Origin of the sequence: Sphingobium ummariense RL-3, from assembly GCF_000447205.1 — a bacterium.
GTDB classification, from domain to species: domain Bacteria; phylum Pseudomonadota; class Alphaproteobacteria; order Sphingomonadales; family Sphingomonadaceae; genus Sphingobium; species Sphingobium ummariense.
In genome coordinates this window covers 1-18,887 of record NZ_AUWY01000100.1, presented here as the reverse complement: position 1 = coordinate 18,887, position 18,887 = coordinate 1, and the positions used below count along the sequence as shown (strand labels likewise).

Here is an 18,887-nt window from a genome sequence, read left to right as displayed (position 1 = left end):
TCAGGCGGTGCCGCGCTGAACGAATTCGATGGCGATCAGCACCAGGCACAGCGCAGCCAGTCCCCCGCTCGCCCCCGCGAACCATTTGCGCCGCTGCTTTTCGATCGCGATTTGCGCAACGCTCACCGTCTGGCTGATGGAGCCGATCACCGGCATGCCCACGGCTCGCTCCAGCCGCGCTGCGGTCGGGAAGGTGCCCTTAAGCTGCCCCATGGCGAAGGCGGTGCCGATCCCGGCGCCGATGCCCAGCACCAGCACGCCGATCAGCAGCAGCGGCCGGTTCGGCGCGGTGGGCGCGGTGGGCGCGCTCGGCGGTTGGATAACGCGGAACTGGGCGGACCCGGTTTCCGTCTTCACGTCGCCCCGCAGCCGGATCTCCTCGCGATCCGCCAGCAGCTTGTCATATTGGGTCTTCAGCACATCATAGTCGCGCTGCAGCTTCTCCTGCTCGGCGGCGAGGCCGGGCTCGGACGTCTGGCGGCTGGTCATCGTGCTGAGGTCGGCCTGCAACTGCGCCTTGCGGGTCTGGAGCGCCTGCACCGTCGCAGCGCGCTCGGCCTGCATCGAACGGATCGACAGATAGGCTGGGTTGGGCGTCGATCCCGCACCGCCACCGCCGCCACCGCCCGCCTTACGCAGCGCCTCGACCTGGCGGACCTGGGCGATCACGTCGGGATGGCTGCTGGTCCAGCCGCGTGCGCGCATGGCGGCCAGGTCGGCCTGCGCCTGCGCCAGCGCGGTCGGCCCGCCATTGCCGCCGACGCCCGGCAGAGTCGGCGGCGTGCCGGCGAGCTGCCCGTTCATCGCGGTCAGCGCGCTTTGCGCCTGGACCAGCTGCGAATCGATATTGTTGATCTCCTGTCGGGCCGCGTCCATGCGCTGCCCGATCGAACCCGCGCCCGGCAGCACGCCGGCATAGCGCTGTTCGAACTCGACGCGGCGCTGCTCGGCCGCCGCCAGCTGCTTGCCGCGCTCGCCGATCTGCTGGTCGAGGAAGGCGATGCTCTGTCGGGTCTCGTTGCGATCGCCGGACAGATTCTCCTCCTGGAAGATGTCGATCAGCTTCTGCACGACCTGCCGGGCGATGCGGGCATTGGCGCCGTCCGACAGGCTCGAATCCGCCGAGGTGGCGGTGATGTCGATCATGCTGGGGTCGGCCTGTGCCATCACCGTGATGTTCTCGCGCAGCGTCGTGATCTTCGCGGCGATGTCGTGCGGCCCGGATACCGTCTGGCTGAGGTCGGTGTCGCGCACCACCTTCTCCAGATTGTCCGTGCTCGCCAGCGTGCTGCGCAGGCGATCGAGGTCCTGCTGCGACTGGACCTGGGTGATGCCCACCTTGTCCTCCAGCAGCGACTGGGTATTCACATAGACCCGCGCCTTCGACTGATAGGCGTTGGGGATCAGCGCCACGCCCAGCCAGCCCAGCAGGCACACGCCCCATGCGACCGCCAGTGCCAGCCAGCGCCGCGTCCAGATGCCGTGCAGGACGACCAGCAACTCGTCGAGAAGTCCCGCCATGGTCAGAACATGCTTTCGGGGATGATGATGACGTCGCCGGGCGCCAGCTGCACGTTGGCGCGCGTGTCGCCCTTCTTCAGCAGGTCGTTCAGGCGCACCTGATATTCCTTCTGTTTGCCGCTCGCCTTGTCGAAGCGGACCAGCCGCGCGCGGTTGCCCGCCGCAAACTCGGACAGCCCCCCGACGGAGATCATCGCGTCCAGCAGCGTCATGTTCGCCCGATAGGGGATGGAAGCCGGCTTGTCGGTGGCACCGACGATCCGGACCTGCTGGCTGAAAGTGCCGCTGAAATTGTTGACGATCACCGACACCAGCGGATTTTCGATATATTGGGAAAGCGCGATCTTGATGTCGTCGGCCAGCATCTTGGGCGTCTTGCCCACGGCCGGCATGTCGGTGATCAGCGGCGTGGTGATGCGCCCGTCGGGCCGCACCTGGACCTTCGCGCCCAGTTCGGGATTGCGCCAGACGAAGATGGTGAGGTCGTCGAGCGGCCCGATCACATATTCCTCGCCCGGCCCCTCCTGCGTCGAGACGAAGGAAGCGGGCGGCAGCTGCGGGCCTGTGCCCGTGCTCGCGCAGCCCGACAGAGCGAGGGCGGGCAGGGATGCGCCGATCAGGAGCTTGGAAATCCGCTGGAAACGCATGTCTTTACCTCTTCATGGCCCAGGCGCCCACGGACCGCCGGAGAGGTAAGGCGGAACCGTCAGCGCGTGGCTTCGGCCCCTTCTTGCCGGGAAAGGGTAAAGATAGGGTTAGGAATTACCAGGCTTAATAATCAGCCAAGTAAAAGCTCGGCTGGACTTGGATGACCAAGAAAAGCGGCGGGGCTTGCGGTCGCGCCATAGGCTCCGGCGAGGAAGATCGCGATCAGGTCGCCCTCCGCCACGGGGGGCAGCGCGACCCTGTCTCCCAGCCGGTCGATCGGGGTGCACAGGCACCCCACCACCGTTACGGCTTCCTCGGCCAGCGCCGCGCCGAAGCGGTTGGCAACCGCCATCGGATAGTTGCGCCGCACGACCGTGCCGAAATTGCCGCTGGCGGCCAGCTGGTGGTGCAGGCCTCCGTCCACCACGACGAAGGTTTCGCCCTGGCTTTTCTTCACGTCTATTACCCGGGTGAGATAGACGCCCGCCTCCCCCACCAGCCAGCGGCCCAGCTCCAGCGCAAAGGCGCTGCCCTGCAGCACGTCCGGCAGAGCTTCGAGCGCGCTGTCCAGCGCCACGCCGATCGGGCGGATGTCCAGCCGCTCGTCGCCGGGGAAATAGGCCAGGCCAAAACCGCCGCCCAGGTTCACCAGCGGCGGGCTCGCGTCCACTTCCTCCGACAGCCGGGCTGCCAGCGCGATGGTCGCCGCCTGGGTCTCGATGATGGCCAGCGGGTCCAGATTCTGGCTGCCCGCAAAGATATGCCAGCCGCGCCAGTCCGCCCCCGCGCCGATCACCGACTTTGCCAGCGCCGCGGCCCGCTCGGCATCGACGCCAAAGGGCTTGGCGCCGCCGCCCATCCGCATGCCGGCCCCTTTCAGGTCGAAGTCGGGATTGACCCGGACCGCCAGGCGCGGCGTGCGGCCCAGCCTGTCGGCAATCGCCAGCGCCCGGCGCGCCTCGCCCTCCGACTCGAGGTTGAGCGTGACGCCGGCATGGATCGCCGCCTCCAGCTCGTCGTCGCGCTTGCCCGGGCCGGCAAAGCTGACATGCGCCGGGTCGACGCCCGCCTGCAGGGCGCGCGCCAGTTCCCCGCCCGAAGCGACATCGAACCCGTCGACAAGCGCCGCCAGCCGCGCCAGCAGCGACGGAAAGGGATTGGCCTTGATGGCATAATGCAGTGCCACCGCCGCTGGAATCGCTTCGCGGAACCGCCGCACCTGCGCCTCTACGATACCCATGTCGTACACGAACAGCGGCGTGTCTCCCGCTTCGTCCACCAGGCTCGCCGCGCCGCAGCCGCCGATCAGCAGCATGCCCTCCTCGGCGGCGAACCAGGTCGGGATGGGGCCCATGGGCTTCATGCGCCATGCTCCTTCGCGATCGCAACTCGGTCGATCTTGCCGTTGGGATTGCGGGGAAATTCGTTCAGCATCAGTATCTCGCGCGGGTGCATGAAATTGGGCAGCTCCGCCTTCAGCCTCGCCTCCACCCTGTCCTTCGCCTCGGGCTCGCCGCCGCGCAACAGCAGCAGCACGGCCTGCCCCAGCCGCTCGTCGGGCACACCGATCGCCACCGCCTCCGCCACGCCGTCGACCGCGGCCGCCGCCTCCTCGATCTCCGTGGGACTGATGCGGTTGCCGGCGGACTTGATCATCGCATCGTCCCGTCCGACGAAATAGAGCAGCCCGTTGGCATCCCGCCGCACTGTGTCGCCCGACCAGACCGCCGTTCCGCCATAGCGCGACGCTGCCGGCGCGGGACGGAACCGCTCCGCCGTTCGCGCGGCATCGCGCCAATAGCCCTGCGCCACCAGCGGCCCGCAATGGACCAGCTCGCCCGGCTCGTCATCGTCGGTGACGCTTCCGTCGGGCCGGACGACCAGGATCTCGGCGAAGGGGATGGCGCTGCCCATGCTGTCGGGATGGCTGTCCACCAGCGCGGGCGGCAGATAGGTCGAGCGGAACGCTTCGGTCAGGCCATACATCGGATAAAGGTCCGCCTGCGGGAACAGCGCGCGCAGCTTCGCCACCAGCGACCGGGTCAGCGCTCCGCCGCTGTTGGTCAGGCGCCGCAGCTTCGCCGCGATCTCGGCCGGCCAGTCCAGTTCGACCAGTTGCACCCAGAGCGGCGGCACGCCCGCGAGCGTGGTGATGTCCCGGCGATCCACCGACTTCATGACGTCGCGCGGAGTCAGATAATCGAGCGGATAGACGCATCCGCCCGCGTGCCAGGTGGAAAACAGCTGGTTCTGCCCATAGTCGAAGCTGAAGGGCAGCACACACAGCGTCCGGTCCTGCGGCGCCAGGCGCAGATAGTCCGCTACCGCGACCGCCCCCAGCCACAGGTTCGCGTGGCTCAGCATCACGCCCTTGGGCCGCCCGGTGGAACCGCTGGTATAGAGAATCGCCGCCAGCGCGTCGGCTGACGCGTCTGATGGCCCCAGGGCGGGACCGCCGCTCATGCCGCAGGCCGCATCGTCCTCGCGATGGATCTGGCAGCCGGGCGGCACATCGCCCTCCTCCAGCGTCGCCAGGCGGCTGGCGGTGCCGATCAGCAGTTCTGCTCCGCTGTCCGCCAGGATATGGGCGACCTGCGCATGCTTCAGCAGCGGGTTGACCGGCACATGCACCAGCCCCGCGCGCGGTGCAGCCAGCGGCATCAGCGCGGCGACGGGCCCCTTGGCCACCCAGCTCGCGACTCGCGCGCCCTCCGACAGCCGGAATCCCGCCAGCCATCCGGCGAGCCGCCCGAGCGTCTCTTCCAGCTCGGCATAGCTGTAACGGCCCGACCGCCCGTCCAGCGCCAGGCTACCGGGGTCTCCACGCAGCAGCACATGGTCGATCGGGCGCAGCGCGACGCCGTCGACAGTCGGCCGGTCCGCGGGCAAGGCGTCGCTTAACCCCATCTCCAGAATTACCTCTTATGTGCCTGCACTCTGTTGCGGAGATAATGGTTTGCTGCGCCTGAGGGAATATCGAAGCCTGCCGGAAGTCCGGGCGGCTGCGGCCGCCCGGCTCGACCGCACGTGCGTCCCCAGCCTTTTTGATCGTCTCGACTGGTTCGAATCGCTGCATGCCCACTGCTTTGGCGACCGGCCGCTCCGGGTGCTCCACGCGGCGGAGGATGGGCCTGAAGCCTGGCTCTTCTTCCTCGCTCCGGCCCCCCGCCGGCTGTCGGCGCTGGCCAACTGGTACAGTTTCCGCTGGGCGCCGGTCTTCACCGGCGATCCCGATCCACGGACACGCCAGCGCCTGATCGAGGTGATCGCCCAGCACCTGCTCCGCGACGAAGCGCAGATCGATATCTACCCGATGGAAGGCGACGCGGACATGCTGCTCGCTTCCTTTCGCCGGGCGGGATGGCTGGCCGTGCGCAGGCCGATGGGCGCGCGCCATCTCCTTCAACTCGACGGAAGGGGCTTCGCGGCCTGGTGGGGCGCCCGACCCGGCCGGCTGCGTAACCAGGTGCGGCGCAAGGGACGCGGCAATCCCTTCGCAATCTCCATCACCGATCGCCTGAGCGACGCGCTCTGGCAGGACTATGTCGATGTCCACGACCGCAGCTGGAAGGAGCCCGAGCCGGGCCTGTCCTTCCTGCGCGCCCTTGCGGAGCGGGAAAGCGCGGCCGGCACGCTGCGGCTCGGCTTCGCGCGGGCGGAGGGACGCGCCGTCGCCGCGCAACTCTGGACGGTCGAAAACGGCATCGCCCTCATCCACAAGCTGTCCCACGACAGCGCCTATGACGACGCGTCGCCCGGCACCCTGCTCAGCCATGCCATGTTCGCCCATGCGATCGATGTCGATCGGGTGGAGACGATCGACTACGGCACCGGCGACAATGCCTATAAGGCCGAATGGATGGAAACGCGCGAAACGCTCTACCGGGTCGACTGCTTCAATCCGCGCTTCGCCTCCTCGTGGCTGCCCGCGGCCCGCACCGCCATTTCCGCGCTTGTAGGCTAGGCCGCGACACATTAGGTAGCCGGCATCATGCGGGCCGAAAATACGCGACCGGTCGACCGGACCACTGACGCCGAAAGCCTGATGCGCGGCCTGCTGCGCGACGTGCTTTCCCTTTCCCAGGATCGCGTCGATGCGTTCGACGCCGACACGCCGCTGTTCGGCGCGCTGCCGGAGCTCGACTCCATGGCGGTCGCCGGGCTGCTGACGGAGATGGAGGACCGCTTCGGCATCCTCATCGAGGACGAGGACATCGACGGCGATACCTTCGAAACCTTCGGCACGCTGACCGCCTTCGCGAAGGCGAAGATCGCGGGCTGACCGACCTTCGGAAAGTGGTGCGGATCTACTCCGCCGCCAGCGCCTCGAAATCGGCCTCGGCCAGGAATTTCTCGACGTCCAGCGCGGCCATGCAGCCCATGCCCGCCGCCGTCACCGCCTGGCGATAGATCTTGTCGGTGACGTCGCCCGCCGCGAACACGCCGGGGATCGACGTGCGCGAGCTGCCGGGCTCCACCACCAGATAGCCTTCGTCCATCGGCAGCTTGCCGGCGAACAGCTCCGTCGCGGGATGGTGGCCGATCGCCACGAAGGCGCCGTCGGCGGCGATGTGGCTCCTGTGGCCTGTCACGGTATCGACCAGATCGACGCCGACCAGCCCCTCGGGATCGCCGCCACCCACGAAGCGCTCAACCGCCTGGTTCCAGACGACCTTGATGCTGGGATGGGCGAACAGCCGTTGCTGCAGGATCTTTTCCGCCCGCAGGGAATCGCGGCGGTGGATCAGGGTCACGTCATGGCTGTGGTTGGTCAGGTACAGCGCCTCCTCGACCGCGGTGTTGCCGCCGCCGATCACCACCACCTTCTTGCCGCGGTAGAAGAAGCCGTCGCAGGTCGCACAGGCGGAAACGCCCTTGCCCTGGAGGAGCTGTTCGCCCTCGACGCCCAGCCACTTGGCCTGCGCGCCGGTGGAGATCACCAGGCTGTCGGCGATGTAGAGCGTGCCGCTGTCGCCCCTCAGGCGGAACGGCCGTTCGGACAGGTCGACGTCGACGATAAGGTCGTACATCATCTGCGCGCCGACATGCTCGGCCTGCGCCTGCATCTGCTCCATCAGCCAGGGACCCTGGATGACGTCGCGGAAACCCGGATAATTCTCGACATCGGTCGTGATGGTCAGCTGCCCGCCCGGCTGCATCCCCTGAACCACGATCGGCGCCAGCCCGGCGCGCGCGCCATAGATGGCGGCGGAGAGCCCTGCGGGGCCGGAGCCCAGAATCAGCATGCGGGTGGAATGGGTGGCGGTCATCAGCGTCTTTCCGGCTTCGATTCGTCTGTGGGCAATGGAGATAGGGCCGCACGCCCCTCGCGCAAGCGAAGGATTTGCTTTGCGCCCCCTAAGCGGGGCTGTCAGTCGAGCACATTGGGCAGGTCCTCGAACCCCTTGCGCAGCGCGGCAGACCAGGCGTGGGAGATCATCGCGAACTGCTCGTCATCCGCCTCGATCCGCGTGCGCACGCGGAAGTCGAACGCGTCGCGCTCGATCACCGTCAGGTCCAGTGGCATGCCGACCGACAGGTTGGAACGAAGCGTCGAATCCATCGACACCAGCACCGCCTTCACGGCGTCCTCCAGGCTCGTTTCCGGCTTGATGATGCGATCCAGTATGGGCTTGCCATATTTATGCTCGCCGATCTGGAAGAAGGGCGTATCGGCGGTCGCCTCGATGAAGTTGCCTGCCGAATAGACGAGGTAGAGGCGCGGCTTGCCACCGCATCTCTGGCCCGCGATCAGGATGGAGGCGTCCGCGCCCGATCCCTGCATCTCGATCGTGCTGCGATAGCGGCCCTGCATCACCTTCATCGCGTCGCCGACAATCTGCGCGACGCGGTGCATGGTGGGACAGTTAAGGATGGTCTCGACCTCCGGATCGAGTTCCGAATCCTTGATCGCCCGGCTCAGCATCGCCTTCACCCCCTGGGTGATGGACAGGTTGCCCGAACACAGCAGCGTGATCGCCCGCTCGCCCGGATTGATGTAGGTAAAGGACTTACGGAAGCGCGCGATATTATCCATGCCCGCATTGGTGCGGGTGTCGGACAGCATCACCAGTCCCTGGTCGACGCGCACCGCCACACAATAGGTCATTGGCCTCGCGGCTCCCGATTCCTGTTCTAACCCTTTGAGCCGACTAGCGGAATTGTCTGTTGTTGCTGTCGTTGCAGCTGCCGCTCCTCGACTCCCTCCTCCGCCTGCGCGATACGAACGTCGGCGTCAATCCAGATATCGCCCGCCACCGTGACGGAGCCACGGATCGGCGCGGCCTCGTCGGCGTCGAGGCCGCTCGCCACGCGCAGATAGCGCTCGGTGACGCAGACCCGGTTGGATGGGTCGAAGCCGATCCAGCCGAGGTCCGGCAGCCAGGCCTCCGCCCAGCCATGGGTTTCATGCAGCGCGTCCTCCCCGGCCGCCAGCAGATAGCCGGACACGTAGCGCGCCGGCACCCCCAGCGTCCGCGCAGCGGCGATGAATATCTGCGCATGGTCCTGGCACACGCCTGCCCCCAGGGCGAACGCAGCGGCGGCGCTGGTTTCCGATGTGGTGACGCCCGCGCGATACTGCACGGCGTCGCTGACGGCGGCGGACAGGCCGTGCAGCCGGGCGAGCGGGCCGCCGTCATCCGGCACCGCGCGCGCCATGGTGGCGATGGGCTCCGACGGACGGGTCAGCGGCGTGTCGCGCAGGAAGAAATGGGGCGGCACGCTGGACCGCACATGGCCGACGACGCCATGGGTCTCGCGCGTCTCCACCAGCCCCTCCGCGACGATCACGGCATGATCGAGCCGGTCGTGGCGGATCCAGATCGCTTCCTTCTCGCCATAGCTGTTGGCGCGGAAGCCGGCGAGCGGCTCGTCATTGACGCTCACCCGCCAGTCCAGCACCGTCTGTTGGGGCGTATCGACCGGCATCAGCTTCAGCCGCATCGCGACCCGCCCGGCCGAGGCCGCGTAACGATAGACGGTCTGGTGGCGGACGAGCAGCTTCATCTCCGCCGTCCCCGATCAGCCGAAATGATAGGTCTGGGCGATTTCCACCCCCAGCCGGTTGGTCATTCTGATGCCGTTCTGCACCGTTTCATGCAGGCCGCGCCGGAAAATCTCGCCACTGTCCAGCTCCTCGAGCGCAAGCACCATCTCCTCGATGGTGTCGTGGCACGCTCCCCGCGCATCGTGCCACCCGGCCAGCCGGTTGAGCCGGTAGGCGAGCTGCCGGTAGCAGAAGGCGACGCTGCGCGGGAACAGCGTGTTGAGGATCAGGAAGTCAGTGATCTGCCAGGGCGTGTAGGTGCCGCCATAGACATGGTGATAGGCACGCGCGCCCGACAGGGCGTAAAGCACCGACGTCCATTGATAATGGTCGCGATTGCCGCCGATCACCTCGGTTTCCGGCAGCAGGACATAATATTTGACGTCCAGCAGGCGCAAGGTCATCTGCGCCCGCTCCAGCGCCGCCCCGGTGCGGAGGAAATCATGCCCCTCGTTGCGCAGCTGTCCGGAATCGGCAGCGCCGCGGAAGGTCATGACGCGGGTCTTCACCCAGTCGATCAGCGCCGGCAGCTGCTGCCGAGCCTCGGCCACGTCATAGCTGTCCAGCTTGCGCCAGCCTTCGTTCAGCGCCTCCCACATGTCCTGCGTCAGCATGGTGCGCGCCGACTTGGCGTTCGAGCGCGCCTTCAGCAGGCAGGACCGGATCGAACTCGCATTGTCGAGGTCGAGCATCAGGTAGGAAACGACGTCGCTTTCCGTCACCTGCTTGCCTTCGGGGAACATATGATCGCAGCCGGTGGCGCGCACGACGGATCGCCATTCGTCGCGGTGATGCGCGCCGGGCAGGATCGCCATCCGCTGCCCCATGGTCAGCAGCCGCGCCGTGGCCTCCGCGCGTTCCATGTAGCGCGCCATCCAGAACAGGTTTTCGGCGGTCCGGCTCAGCATGGAGGAATTTCCCGGCAAAGATAGTCCGGTCGGGCTGAGCCTGTCGAAGCCTTCCCCTGCCCTTCCAGAAGAGAAGAACGGTCCTTCGACAAGCTCAGGACGAACGGTGGAAAGATGGAAGTCCCGTTCATCATCAATCCTGCATCACCCAGGTGTCCTTGACCCCGCCGCCCTGGCTGGAATTGACCACCAGCGATCCTTCGGTCAGCGCCACGCGGGTCAGCCCGCCGGGCACCAGCCGGATCTGCTGGCCGACCAGGCAATAGGGGCGGAAGTCCGCATGGCGCCCGACAACGCTCGCCGGGCCGAGGGTGGGCACCGTCGACAGGTCCAGCGTCGGCTGGGCGATGAACTCGCCCGGATTGGCGCGAATGCGCGCGGCATAGGCCTCCACCTCGTCCCGGGTGGACTTGGGGCCGATCAGCATGCCGTAGCCGCCCGACCCGTGCACTTCCTTGGCGACCAGCTCATGCAGATGCTCCAGCACATAGGCGCATTCGTCGGGCTTGCCGCATTGCCAGGTCTGGATATTGTCCAGGATCGGCTGCTCGCCCAGGTAGAAACGGATCATCTCCGGCACGTAGATATAGACCGCCTTGTCGTCCGCGATGCCGGAACCGGGCGCCGACGCCAGCGTCACGCCGCCGTTGCGATAGACGTTGAAGATGCCCGGCACGCCCAGCAGGCTGTCGGGGCGGAACACCAGCGGGTCGATATATTCGTCGTCGATGCGCCGATAGATGACGTCGACCGCCTTCGGGCCGAGCGTCGTCTTCATCCACACCCGATCGTCATCGACGAACAGGTCGGCGGGCTCCACCAGTTCCACGCCCATCAGGTCGGCAAGGAAGCTGTGCTCATAATAGGCGCTGTTCAGAGACCCAGGCGTCAGCACGACCACCACCGGCTCGCCCTTGCAGGCAGGCGGCGCGACTTCCTTCAGGCTCTTGAGCAGCTCGGCGGGATAGTCATCCACCGGGGCCACCAGACCCTGGCCGAACAGCTCGGGGAACATGCGGGTCATGATCTCGCGGTTCTCGAGCATGTAGGAGACGCCCGACGGCGTGCGGCAATTGTCCTCCAGCACCTCGAACCGGGTCGGGCCGGTGCGCACGATGTCGATGCCGACGATATGGCTGTAGACCTTGCCCGGCGGGGTGAAGTCGGCCATCTCGGCCAGATAGGCGCTGTTGCGATAGATGATGTCGGCCGGCATGATGCCCGCCTTCACGATCTCGCCCCGATGATAGACGTCGTGCAGGAAGGCATTGAGCGCACGGGCGCGCTGGCGGATGCCCTTGTCCAGGATGCGCCATTCCTGCGCAGTGAAGATGCGCGGCAGCAGGTCGAAGGGGATCAGCCGCTCCGGATCGCCCCCCTCGCCATAGACGGCGAAAGTGATACCGATCCGCCGGAAGATCGCCTCCGCCTCGTCCAGCCGACGGTTGAGTCCGGCAATGCCGGTCCGCTCCACCCATTTCTGCACTTCGTCGTAACAGGGGCGTACCGAACCGTCGGGCTCGAACATCTCGTGGAAGGGCAAGCGGTGATCCTCCCTCGGCCAGGACGGCCGGTTTTGCGTCGCAACATTAGTGCGCTCCGGCGGGACGATTGCAAGCTAAAAAATCGCGCAATCCCGCTGCCTCATGCCCGGCATCGGGACAGCCTCCTTCCCCGCGCCGGAACGGGGCCGGCGGGAAAATCTCGCGATCGCCGCGAACCCCGTTGACCGGTCCGCTGCTGCTGCGTATAGCGCGCCCTCACCGCGGCGCGACGCCGCCCGCGGCTGCCCATGGGGCGGAGTAGCTCAGCTGGTTAGAGCAGCGGAATCATAATCCGCGTGTCGGGGGTTCAAGTCCCTCCTCCGCTACCAGTCAAGGGGTTTATCGTGTTGCTTTTACACGATAAACCCCGGACCCCCTCAAGAAAAAACCACTTTTGTTCCCACGTTTAGATTGAGCCGCTATGGCATGATTCGAAACATCAAGGGACGCAGCCGGGCCTTTCTAATTGGCAGTTCTCAAGCGTGAACTCCGGTAAATGGAAATAATCTTTTAGCCGTGCAAATTTGGCCGATAGGCGACTGACTGGTTTGGGGTTCGGACGCTTGGATAGCTGTCGTTCCATGCCGTCACCTCCCGACCAATTCAAGTCATTCCGCGCTCGGCGCGTAAACGTCCGATCACGCCGGAACCCGCCTTAGTGCGCATTCGAGCAACCGAACGGAAGTGCACTTCAATCATGCCGTTCCCGACCGGGTTCTCGGCTCCGGAAATACAATTTTCGTTCAACCCCAAAATGACCCTTCGCCTATTGTTCATGCTTGGCGCCATTTTCAGGCGACCAGCACAGCGCAGATTGTAGAAGGATGAATGACCGTCGTTCCCGAAGCCCAGCTGCAAACTTATGTTCTTAACCTGACCCGCGACGCGTTTGCGCACCTGCCGGCAGAAAGTTTCCGTGTTGAGAAGCACTTCACATTGCGGTTCGGTCACAATCTGCACGACCACGACGGGACGCTCTACTGGGAAGCACAGGGGCGCGCGGACCTCCTGGTTTTTCACCAGGAGCGCCCCCTCGCTCTGTTCGAGCTGAAGCGCGAGGACATGGTCCTCAAGGAACAGGATTTCCAACAAGGCCAAAGCTACACGGCGGCCCTCTTCCCGCGTCCGCCCTTGATCATCGTGAGCAACGGCAAAGACACTTGGGTGCGGCAGACTGACGATGGCGCTGAGCTTCCCAAGGACGCCGACGCCGAGGTCATCGAGAAGATTTTCGCAAATGTCGGAAAGCTCGCCGCAGCCAATAACAGCTGGGCCATCGAAGTCCTTATGGGGCCTGAAACCCATGTCTGGGCGGAGGCGGTGCGCTTGCGCACCGAAGAGCTCGTCGAGCGGCAAAGCGGAGATCCCTCTGACCTGCGCAAGCCGTTCGCCCGGGGTATCCTCTTCCAGCGACGCACCACCGCCGCCGTCGCGGCAAGGTTGGAAGCCGGCGCGCGGGCCATTATAATCGAGGGCCCTCCACTCGCCGGGAAGAGCAATGTGTTGCGTGATTTTGCGGTTTCGACCCGCCGATCGCGCGATTGGGCGATGCTCATGGTAAACGGCGCCACCGCCAGTACGGGGCTGTTCCAGCGCCTGGCGAATGTCCTCGGGCAAGCGCTCGAGTGGAAGCTGAGCGCCGACGATGTCCGCACGTGGCTGCGGCGCATGTCGCACTCCACCCGATCTCCGGCGCTGGTGCTCGTCGTGGACGGATTGCGGTCCGGCTCTGCTGTCGCCCAAGATTTCGAGGAATTGGCAGAATCCGGGTTCGGACCCGGCCTGCGTCTCGTCGGCGCTACAGACCGCGCGGGCGATGTTCTGCGCGATACCACGGGTCGTGGCGACACGGCGCTGGCGGCGATTGCCGAAGTCGTGACGGTAGAACCCCTCGATGATGGAGAGTTCATTGCTCTCACAGATCAGCTCGGGGAGAGGCGGATTCTCTTTTATCCTGGCGCGGAGCTGGCCGCCGAATACCGCCGCCCTTGGCTGCTTCGCGCGGTCCTAGCGAACGGTGCATCCCCCGAGCGGCAAGACGTGGTCAGCTTCATCCCGGCAACGATGGGCCTTGCGCTGGTCCACGCCGCACGAGCGCGCTTCAAAGACTATGTTGAGGTCGCCCGCGACCATCGCCTTCTCGCGCGCGATGCGCTCAACGACGACGAGGTGCCGGACGCGGCGCTCGCGCTGGCGAGCGCAAACGCCTTCGTCATCAGGCGCGATGCACTCAGCGCTGGCGGCGAAAGCGCCGCGGTCCGCCTCGAGGCGCAGGGCTGGATCACCTTCTACCGCCATCCGGCGGGCGAAGATGTCATCGGATTTCGGGTTCCCGACCTTTTCATAAGTGAGCTTGCCTTCGAGCTTGCCGCGCTCATCGACAAAGCGATTGCGGAAAAGCCAGAAGACGCGTGGCGGCTGCTCGTCGGTCAGGCTGAGCGGTTCTTCCTCGGCGACCTCGTTGGCGCTCAAGCGCTGGTCGACCTCGGTCAGAAGCGTCATGGCCTGCCGGAATCCCTCATTGGTCCATTGATGAACGACCGGCCCGAATGTGAGAGCGTCGCTGGCAAGACGATCGGGCTGCAGATGGCTGACGGCACGATCGCCAATTTCCGCTTCAACGAGCATCACGAGATCGCGCAGATCGACGCGCAGGGCAACCAGATCGGCCCCTACACACCACTCGATGATGACGATGCCGGCACTATGTTGGGCAATGTCACGTCCTGGTTGATCCTGTCCCAGCTTTCCGGCGTGCGCACCGCTTACGGCGAGACCATGAGGCACCGCTTCGACATCGACATCATGCTCTGGGTCGGGCGAGCGTCCTTCCCGCTAATCCGTGGCAGCGAGGATGTCTCTATGCTCAAGCCGCGGCTGACCCTTTCTCTCGACGGAGACGGCAGCGTTCTAGCAAAGGATCACGCAATGGCCGAACCTCTGACCTCAGCCATGTACGCGCTTTTCGCAAGAGAGTGGCGCGACCTCGATTCATTCTTCGAGCGCCTTGCTGAGGACTTTTCGTTGCCGCTGACAGTCCGCGTTCACCACGCGCTGAATGCGCTCGAAACCTCGGCTATTCCGGGGTTGCCTGCGTGGGCGGAGGAGAAGATCGGCTCGGTCATTGTCCCACTGCTCCGCCGGCATGGGGTCGAAGTCGGTTGAAGGGCAGGATCACCCAGCCCGACGGCGTAGGAGATAGACGCTGAGCGCGCTGGCGGCGGTGACCACCAGCTCGGCCTCGTCGAATTGCGGTTGGCGCCCTTCGAGGATGTGGCGCCCCTGCTGCGACGTGAACCCCCAGAGCTTCTCGACCGCCTGATCGAGCGGCGCAGGCAAATTCAGCCGCCTGATGGCCGGCCCGAGCGTGTCCGTCGTCTCCCCCACCTCGCGCGCAACGCATTCCAGCGCCGCCATGGCGTGCTGGATCGCGCCGGTAATATCGGCATGGGGTCGACGTGAGATATCGCGCAACGCTTCATGGATCTCGTTCGCGGCTGTCGGCGCGCCGTGCTTCCGCATCACTTCGGTTGCATGTCCGGTGGCGAGCGCGAAGGCCTCCGACCCGCGCGCGACCAAGGTCCCATGCTTCATCTCCCAGCCTACACCCCGCTCGCGGAAAAGCTGGTTGAGCTGTGCTTCGAAGCGGGCCTGCTGCCTGCCGGTGAAGTCGCGCGCGCCGATTTCGGTGTAGAGGCGTTCGGCAAAGTCGTACACGCGATACCATGGCGCTTCGTCGATAAGCCCCGACACCTCGCGCTCGACATTGCTCGCCGACCAGTTGTTCTGATCGGGCCGCTGCAGCAGGACCTGGCACAGAAGGTCGCGCATCACGCCGGGGCCAATGTCAGCACCGTATCCCGCCATCAGGATACCATCGCGGACCGAAGTCGGCGCGTCTTCTCGGGTCGTGATTTCGGCTTCTGGAGCCTGGTAGCCGAAGCGATCGGAGAAGGAGGAGCCGGAACCGTTCATGCGGCAGCATTATCAGATTCGCCGGCGAGATCTCGGCCTATTTGGCGGCGGCCGGTTCGTCCTCGGGCCAGGCAAGGCTAGGCGTCGCCATGATCCGACCGCCCAGGCGGAATTTGTTCATTGTAGGCAGCAGCGCGCGGGCCAGCTTGCGATCGGGCGGAAGCAGCCCAACGGGGCTCACATAGACGTCGCTGCGGTGGATCATGAGGCCGCGCAGCGGCAGCCATCCGGGCTCGCCGAGATTGCCAATCAAGCCGCGGCGTAGCGCATTTGTCACGATATCGACCAACTCGAGGCCGGGCTCCGGTTCGCTTGAGAAGCGAAAGCTCTCGCCGTACATTTTCTGCAGGTCGATGCCGGCGCCCCCGCTGCGATCGGCGTACGGCGCGACGTCGCGTAGATATTCAGGGAGCTCGTCAAATATGAAACGGCGAAAATGGCGGTAATCGCCACCAGGCAACATCGCGCCGGGTTTCACAAGCGACATCGCCTGCAGCCAGATCACTAGCGTTTTGGACCACCAGTCCTCCCAGTTCGTGACGGCACCGGGGTTCTTGGCGTCGATGACCCAGTGGAATTCGCCGAGCTCCTTAGGGAAGCGCTGGCAGTGATAGACGATCATGTCCTGCATGACATTGTAGAGGAGGTCGATCGTCACGGCGCCCTGAACGTAGAGCTGGTCGGAGAAGTCGGCCATGCGCGCCTGCAGCGCGGCGACGCTATCGCGCAGTTCCTGGGTATGGCCGTCGGTGAGGTTGGCGGCGAGGCCCGCGCTGCGCCGTGCACGGTGCTGGGCGATATCCTCGACAGTGTGGTCGGCCAGGTCGATCATCGAGGCGCAGAACACAGCGCCGTTGATGCGCAGTGACGTGACCCCCTGATTTTCCTCCAAGTGTGATTAGAGTCCGGCCTGATAGAAGGACGGACGATGAAGCGTACAAGGTTCACGGAAGAGCAGATCATTGCGGTGCTGAAGGAGGCCGAGGCTGGCGCCAAGACCGGCGATCTGGCGAGGCGGCACGGTGTGTCTGAAGCGACGATCTATAACTGGAAGGCCAGGTATGGCGGCCTGGAGGTTTCCGAGGCGAAGCGGCTGCGGGCGCTCGAGGACGAGAACGCCAAGCTCAAGCGGCTCCTGGCCGAGGCGATGCTCGACAATGCTGGCCTGAAGGACCTTCTCGCAAAAAATTGGTGACGCCCGCTGCCAAGCGAGAGGCGGTCGCTCGTCTCCAGGCGGTCCTGGGGATGAGCGAGCGGCGGGCGTGCCGTGTCATCGGCGCTGACCGGAAGAGCATGCGTTACCGGTCGCAGCGGGATGATGATTCCGACCTTCGGTCGAAGCTGCGCGAGCTGGCGCAGCAGCGCCGCCGTTTCGGCTATCGCCGGCTGCACATCCTGCTGCGGCGGGAGGGCGTGGTGATCAACCGCAAGAAGACCCAGCGGCTCTACCGCGAGGAGAACCTGGCGGTCCGACGAAGACGCAACCGCCGCCGTGCCATCGGCGCGCGGGCGCCAGCGCCCGTGCTGGCGTTGCCCAACCAGCGCTGGAGCCTTGACTTCGTGCACGATCAGATGGCGTCGGGACGCCGGTTCCGGGTGCTCAACATCGTCGATGACGTGACCCGCGAGTGCCTGCGCGCGGTACCGGACACCTCGATCTCGGGGCGCAGGGTCGTGCGCGAGCTAACCGATCTTATCGCCGAGCGCGGCAAGCCAGGCATGATCGTCAGCGATAACGGCACCGAGCTGACGTCGAACGCGGTCCTGGCCTGGTGCGCGGAGATCGGCGTGGAGTGGCATTACATCGCCCCCGGCAAGCCGATGCAGAATGGCTACGTCGAGAGCTTCAACGGCCGCATGAGGGACGAACTGCTAAACGAGACGCTGTTCCTCAGCCTAGACCATGCCCGTGTGGTGATCGCCGCATGGGCGGAGGACTACAACCAGGAGCGCCCGCACTCAGCCCTTGGATACGAGACCCCAGCGGCCTTCGCCGCTGAACTGCATAAGCAATGGCCTGCTTCGCTACGCCCTACGGGCTCCGCTGCGCAGGCCATTGCTCAACCCGCGCTCATGCGCAACAAAGCCGCCGGGCTCTAATTGCTGCTGGTGGAAACCAAGGGGTCACGTCACTTCCCGCCCAGTTTCGAGTGCGGCCTGACGTGGTTGTAGTCGTGCTGCCAAGCGTCGAGCACAAAGCGGGCATGCGCCAGTGAGGTGAACAGCGTCTCATTGAGGCACTCGTCGCGCAGCCGGCCGTTGAAGCTCTCGACGAAGCCGTTCTGCATCGGCTTGCCCGGCGCGATGTAATGCCACTCGACCCGACGCTCTTGCGACCAGCGCAGGATGGCCGACGAGGTCAGTTCGGTGCCGTTGTCGCTGACCACCGTATGCGGCTTGCCGCGCAGTCCGATCAGCCGCGTCAGCTCCCGCGCGACCCGCACGCCCGACAGCGACGTGTCGGCCACCAGCGCGAGGCATTCCCGCGTGTAATCATCGACCACGCACAGGATGCGAAAGCGACGGCTGCACGTCAGCGTGTCGGAGACGAAGTCCAGCGACCAGCGCTGGTTCGGCCCGTCCGGCAACAGCATCGGCGCTCGCGTGCCCAAGGCCCGCTTACGGCCACCACGACGGCGCACGCGCAGGTTCTCCTCGCGGTAGATGCGCCGCAGCTTCTTGTGGTTGGGCGTCATACCCTCTCGCGCCAGAAGATAGCCCAGGCGACGGTAGCCGAACCGGCGGCGTTCCGCCGCCAGCTCACGCAACCGCGCCCGCAAGGGCGCATCATCAACCCTTGTCGGTTGATACCGGATCACCCTGCGGCTCACGCCAACCAGACTGCACGCCCGACGCTCGCTCAGCCCGTGATGTTCACGAGCATGGGCGACCGCTTCCCGCTTCGCGCCGGGCGTCACCATTTTTTTGACGCCAGATCCTTCAATACGACATTGTCGAGCATCGCCTCGGCCAGTAGCTTCTTCAGCCGGGAGTTCTCCTCCTCCAGCGTCCGCAGGCGCCGGGCCTCCGACACCTCTAGCCCGCCATATTTCGACTTCCATTTGTAGAACGTCGCAGAGCTGATCCCGTGACGCCGGCACACATCTGCCGTCGCCATGCCAGCCTCCTGCTCCTTCAAGATCGCGATGATCTGCTCTTCGCTGAACCTGCTGCGCTTCATTCCGTCCGACTCCTTTCGTCGGACTCTACCTAAAATCGGTCACATTTCAGGGGCTCACGTCA

16 protein-coding genes and 1 tRNA gene are annotated in these 18,887 nt (G+C 65.5%); 5 read left to right on the top strand and 12 right to left on the bottom strand.

Translation table 11 applies throughout. The features are described 5' to 3' along the window. The 4 genes from M529_RS38540 to M529_RS38525 all read right to left on the bottom strand — a co-directional run bounded on the left by M529_RS38540 (position 1) and on the right by M529_RS38525 (position 5,076). Positions 1-1,521, bottom strand: a complete 1,521-nt coding sequence (locus M529_RS38540) for an XrtA system polysaccharide chain length determinant (protein WP_021318611.1) — start codon at positions 1,519-1,521, stop codon at positions 1-3. 2 nt (positions 1,522-1,523) lie between these two features. Continuing rightward, positions 1,524-2,168, bottom strand: a complete 645-nt coding sequence (locus M529_RS38535) for an XrtA/PEP-CTERM system exopolysaccharide export protein (protein WP_021318610.1) — start codon at positions 2,166-2,168, stop codon at positions 1,524-1,526. Positions 2,169-2,299: 131 nt separating this feature from the next. Further along, positions 2,300-3,532, bottom strand: a complete 1,233-nt coding sequence (locus M529_RS38530) for a pyridoxal-dependent decarboxylase, exosortase A system-associated (protein WP_021318609.1) — start codon at positions 3,530-3,532, stop codon at positions 2,300-2,302. Then, the gene (locus tag M529_RS38525) at positions 3,529-5,076 is read right to left on the bottom strand and encodes an acyl-CoA ligase (AMP-forming), exosortase A system-associated (protein ID WP_021318608.1); all 1,548 of its coding nucleotides are present in this window, start codon (positions 5,074-5,076) and stop codon (positions 3,529-3,531) included. Before M529_RS38525 ends, M529_RS38530 begins: the two co-directional genes overlap by 4 nt. Before the next feature lie 49 nt (positions 5,077-5,125). Here M529_RS38525 and M529_RS38520 point away from each other — a divergent pair, with 49 nt between their 5' ends. Together M529_RS38520 and M529_RS38515 are read left to right on the top strand one after the other, a co-directional pair. Beyond that, complete coding sequence (locus M529_RS38520; RefSeq protein WP_021318607.1) at positions 5,126-6,133, top strand: GNAT family N-acetyltransferase; 1,008 nt, start codon at positions 5,126-5,128, stop codon at positions 6,131-6,133. Positions 6,134-6,160: 27 nt separating this feature from the next. Beyond that, positions 6,161-6,451 (top strand): acyl carrier protein, encoded by a 291-nt coding sequence (locus M529_RS38515; RefSeq protein WP_021318606.1) that lies wholly within the window; start codon positions 6,161-6,163, stop codon positions 6,449-6,451. A 25-nt stretch (positions 6,452-6,476) separates the two neighbouring features. Here the strand turns inward: M529_RS38515 and trxB are convergent, their stop codons facing one another. The 5 genes from trxB to M529_RS38490 form a co-directional block, all read right to left on the bottom strand. After that, positions 6,477-7,439, bottom strand: coding sequence for a thioredoxin-disulfide reductase (gene trxB / locus M529_RS38510; RefSeq protein ID WP_021318605.1), 963 nt, complete (start codon positions 7,437-7,439; stop codon positions 6,477-6,479). Between the two features lie 101 nt (positions 7,440-7,540). Further along, positions 7,541-8,278, bottom strand: a complete 738-nt coding sequence (locus M529_RS38505; protein ID WP_021318604.1) for a peptidase — start codon at positions 8,276-8,278, stop codon at positions 7,541-7,543. A gap of 26 nt (positions 8,279-8,304) precedes the next feature. Next, the gene (locus tag M529_RS38500) at positions 8,305-9,177 is read right to left on the bottom strand and encodes a transglutaminase family protein (RefSeq protein WP_021318603.1); all 873 of its coding nucleotides are present in this window, start codon (positions 9,175-9,177) and stop codon (positions 8,305-8,307) included. Positions 9,178-9,192: 15 nt separating this feature from the next. Then, positions 9,193-10,125, bottom strand: coding sequence for an alpha-E domain-containing protein (locus M529_RS38495; protein WP_021318602.1), 933 nt, complete (start codon positions 10,123-10,125; stop codon positions 9,193-9,195). Positions 10,126-10,258: 133 nt separating this feature from the next. Further along, positions 10,259-11,668: a circularly permuted type 2 ATP-grasp protein gene (locus M529_RS38490; RefSeq protein ID WP_021318601.1), complete on the bottom strand. Its 1,410-nt coding sequence runs from the start codon at positions 11,666-11,668 to the stop codon at positions 10,259-10,261. Between the two features lie 253 nt (positions 11,669-11,921). Between M529_RS38490 and M529_RS38485 the strand changes: the two genes are divergently transcribed. Further along, positions 11,922-11,998: transfer RNA gene (locus M529_RS38485), tRNA-Met, on the top strand. A 499-nt stretch (positions 11,999-12,497) separates the two neighbouring features. Continuing rightward, positions 12,498-14,834, top strand: coding sequence for a type I restriction enzyme HsdR N-terminal domain-containing protein (locus M529_RS38480; protein ID WP_021318600.1), 2,337 nt, complete (start codon positions 12,498-12,500; stop codon positions 14,832-14,834). Positions 14,835-14,843: 9 nt separating this feature from the next. Here the strand turns inward: M529_RS38480 and M529_RS38475 are convergent, their stop codons facing one another. Both M529_RS38475 and M529_RS38470 read right to left on the bottom strand, forming a co-directional pair. Beyond that, positions 14,844-15,644: an AbiJ-NTD4 domain-containing protein gene (locus M529_RS38475; RefSeq protein WP_021318599.1), complete on the bottom strand. Its 801-nt coding sequence runs from the start codon at positions 15,642-15,644 to the stop codon at positions 14,844-14,846. 37 nt (positions 15,645-15,681) lie between these two features. Next, positions 15,682-16,476 carry a hypothetical protein gene (locus M529_RS38470; protein ID WP_152522612.1) on the bottom strand — a complete coding sequence of 265 codons (795 nt, stop codon included), beginning with the start codon at positions 16,474-16,476 and terminating at the stop codon, positions 15,682-15,684. Positions 16,477-16,572: 96 nt separating this feature from the next. Here M529_RS38470 and M529_RS38460 point away from each other — a divergent pair. Then, a protein-coding gene (locus M529_RS38460; protein WP_152522521.1) for an IS3 family transposase occupies positions 16,573-17,744 on the top strand; the annotation gives its coding sequence in 2 pieces (ribosomal slippage) (positions 16,573-16,825 and positions 16,825-17,744; 1,173 coding nt in all). 29 nt (positions 17,745-17,773) lie between these two features. On the opposite strand, the gene M529_RS0124805 is transcribed toward M529_RS38460, so the two are convergent. Beyond that, a protein-coding gene (locus tag M529_RS0124805) for an IS3 family transposase (protein ID WP_408021264.1) occupies positions 17,774-18,825 on the bottom strand; the annotation gives its coding sequence in 2 pieces (ribosomal slippage) (positions 17,774-18,573 and positions 18,573-18,825; 1,053 coding nt in all). Positions 18,826-18,887: the final 62 nt, after the last annotated feature.

Coding starts and splice junctions, on each gene's coding strand:
- M529_RS38540 (WP_021318611.1), bottom strand. CDS start 1,521: ATGGCGGGACTTCTCGACGAGTTGCTGGTCGTCCTGCACGGCATCTGG.
- M529_RS38535 (WP_021318610.1), bottom strand. CDS start 2,168: ATGCGTTTCCAGCGGATTTCCAAGCTCCTGATCGGCGCATCCCTGCCC.
- M529_RS38530 (WP_021318609.1), bottom strand. CDS start 3,532: ATGAAGCCCATGGGCCCCATCCCGACCTGGTTCGCCGCCGAGGAGGGC.
- M529_RS38525 (WP_021318608.1), bottom strand. CDS start 5,076: ATGGGGTTAAGCGACGCCTTGCCCGCGGACCGGCCGACTGTCGACGGC.
- M529_RS38515 (WP_021318606.1), top strand. CDS start 6,161: ATGCGGGCCGAAAATACGCGACCGGTCGACCGGACCACTGACGCCGAA.
- trxB (WP_021318605.1), bottom strand. CDS start 7,439: ATGACCGCCACCCATTCCACCCGCATGCTGATTCTGGGCTCCGGCCCC.
- M529_RS38505 (WP_021318604.1), bottom strand. CDS start 8,278: ATGACCTATTGTGTGGCGGTGCGCGTCGACCAGGGACTGGTGATGCTG.
- M529_RS38500 (WP_021318603.1), bottom strand. CDS start 9,177: ATGAAGCTGCTCGTCCGCCACCAGACCGTCTATCGTTACGCGGCCTCG.
- M529_RS38495 (WP_021318602.1), bottom strand. CDS start 10,125: ATGCTGAGCCGGACCGCCGAAAACCTGTTCTGGATGGCGCGCTACATG.
- M529_RS38480 (WP_021318600.1), top strand. CDS start 12,498: ATGACCGTCGTTCCCGAAGCCCAGCTGCAAACTTATGTTCTTAACCTG.
- M529_RS38475 (WP_021318599.1), bottom strand. CDS start 15,644: ATGAACGGTTCCGGCTCCTCCTTCTCCGATCGCTTCGGCTACCAGGCT.
- M529_RS38470 (WP_152522612.1), bottom strand. CDS start 16,476: ATGATCGACCTGGCCGACCACACTGTCGAGGATATCGCCCAGCACCGT.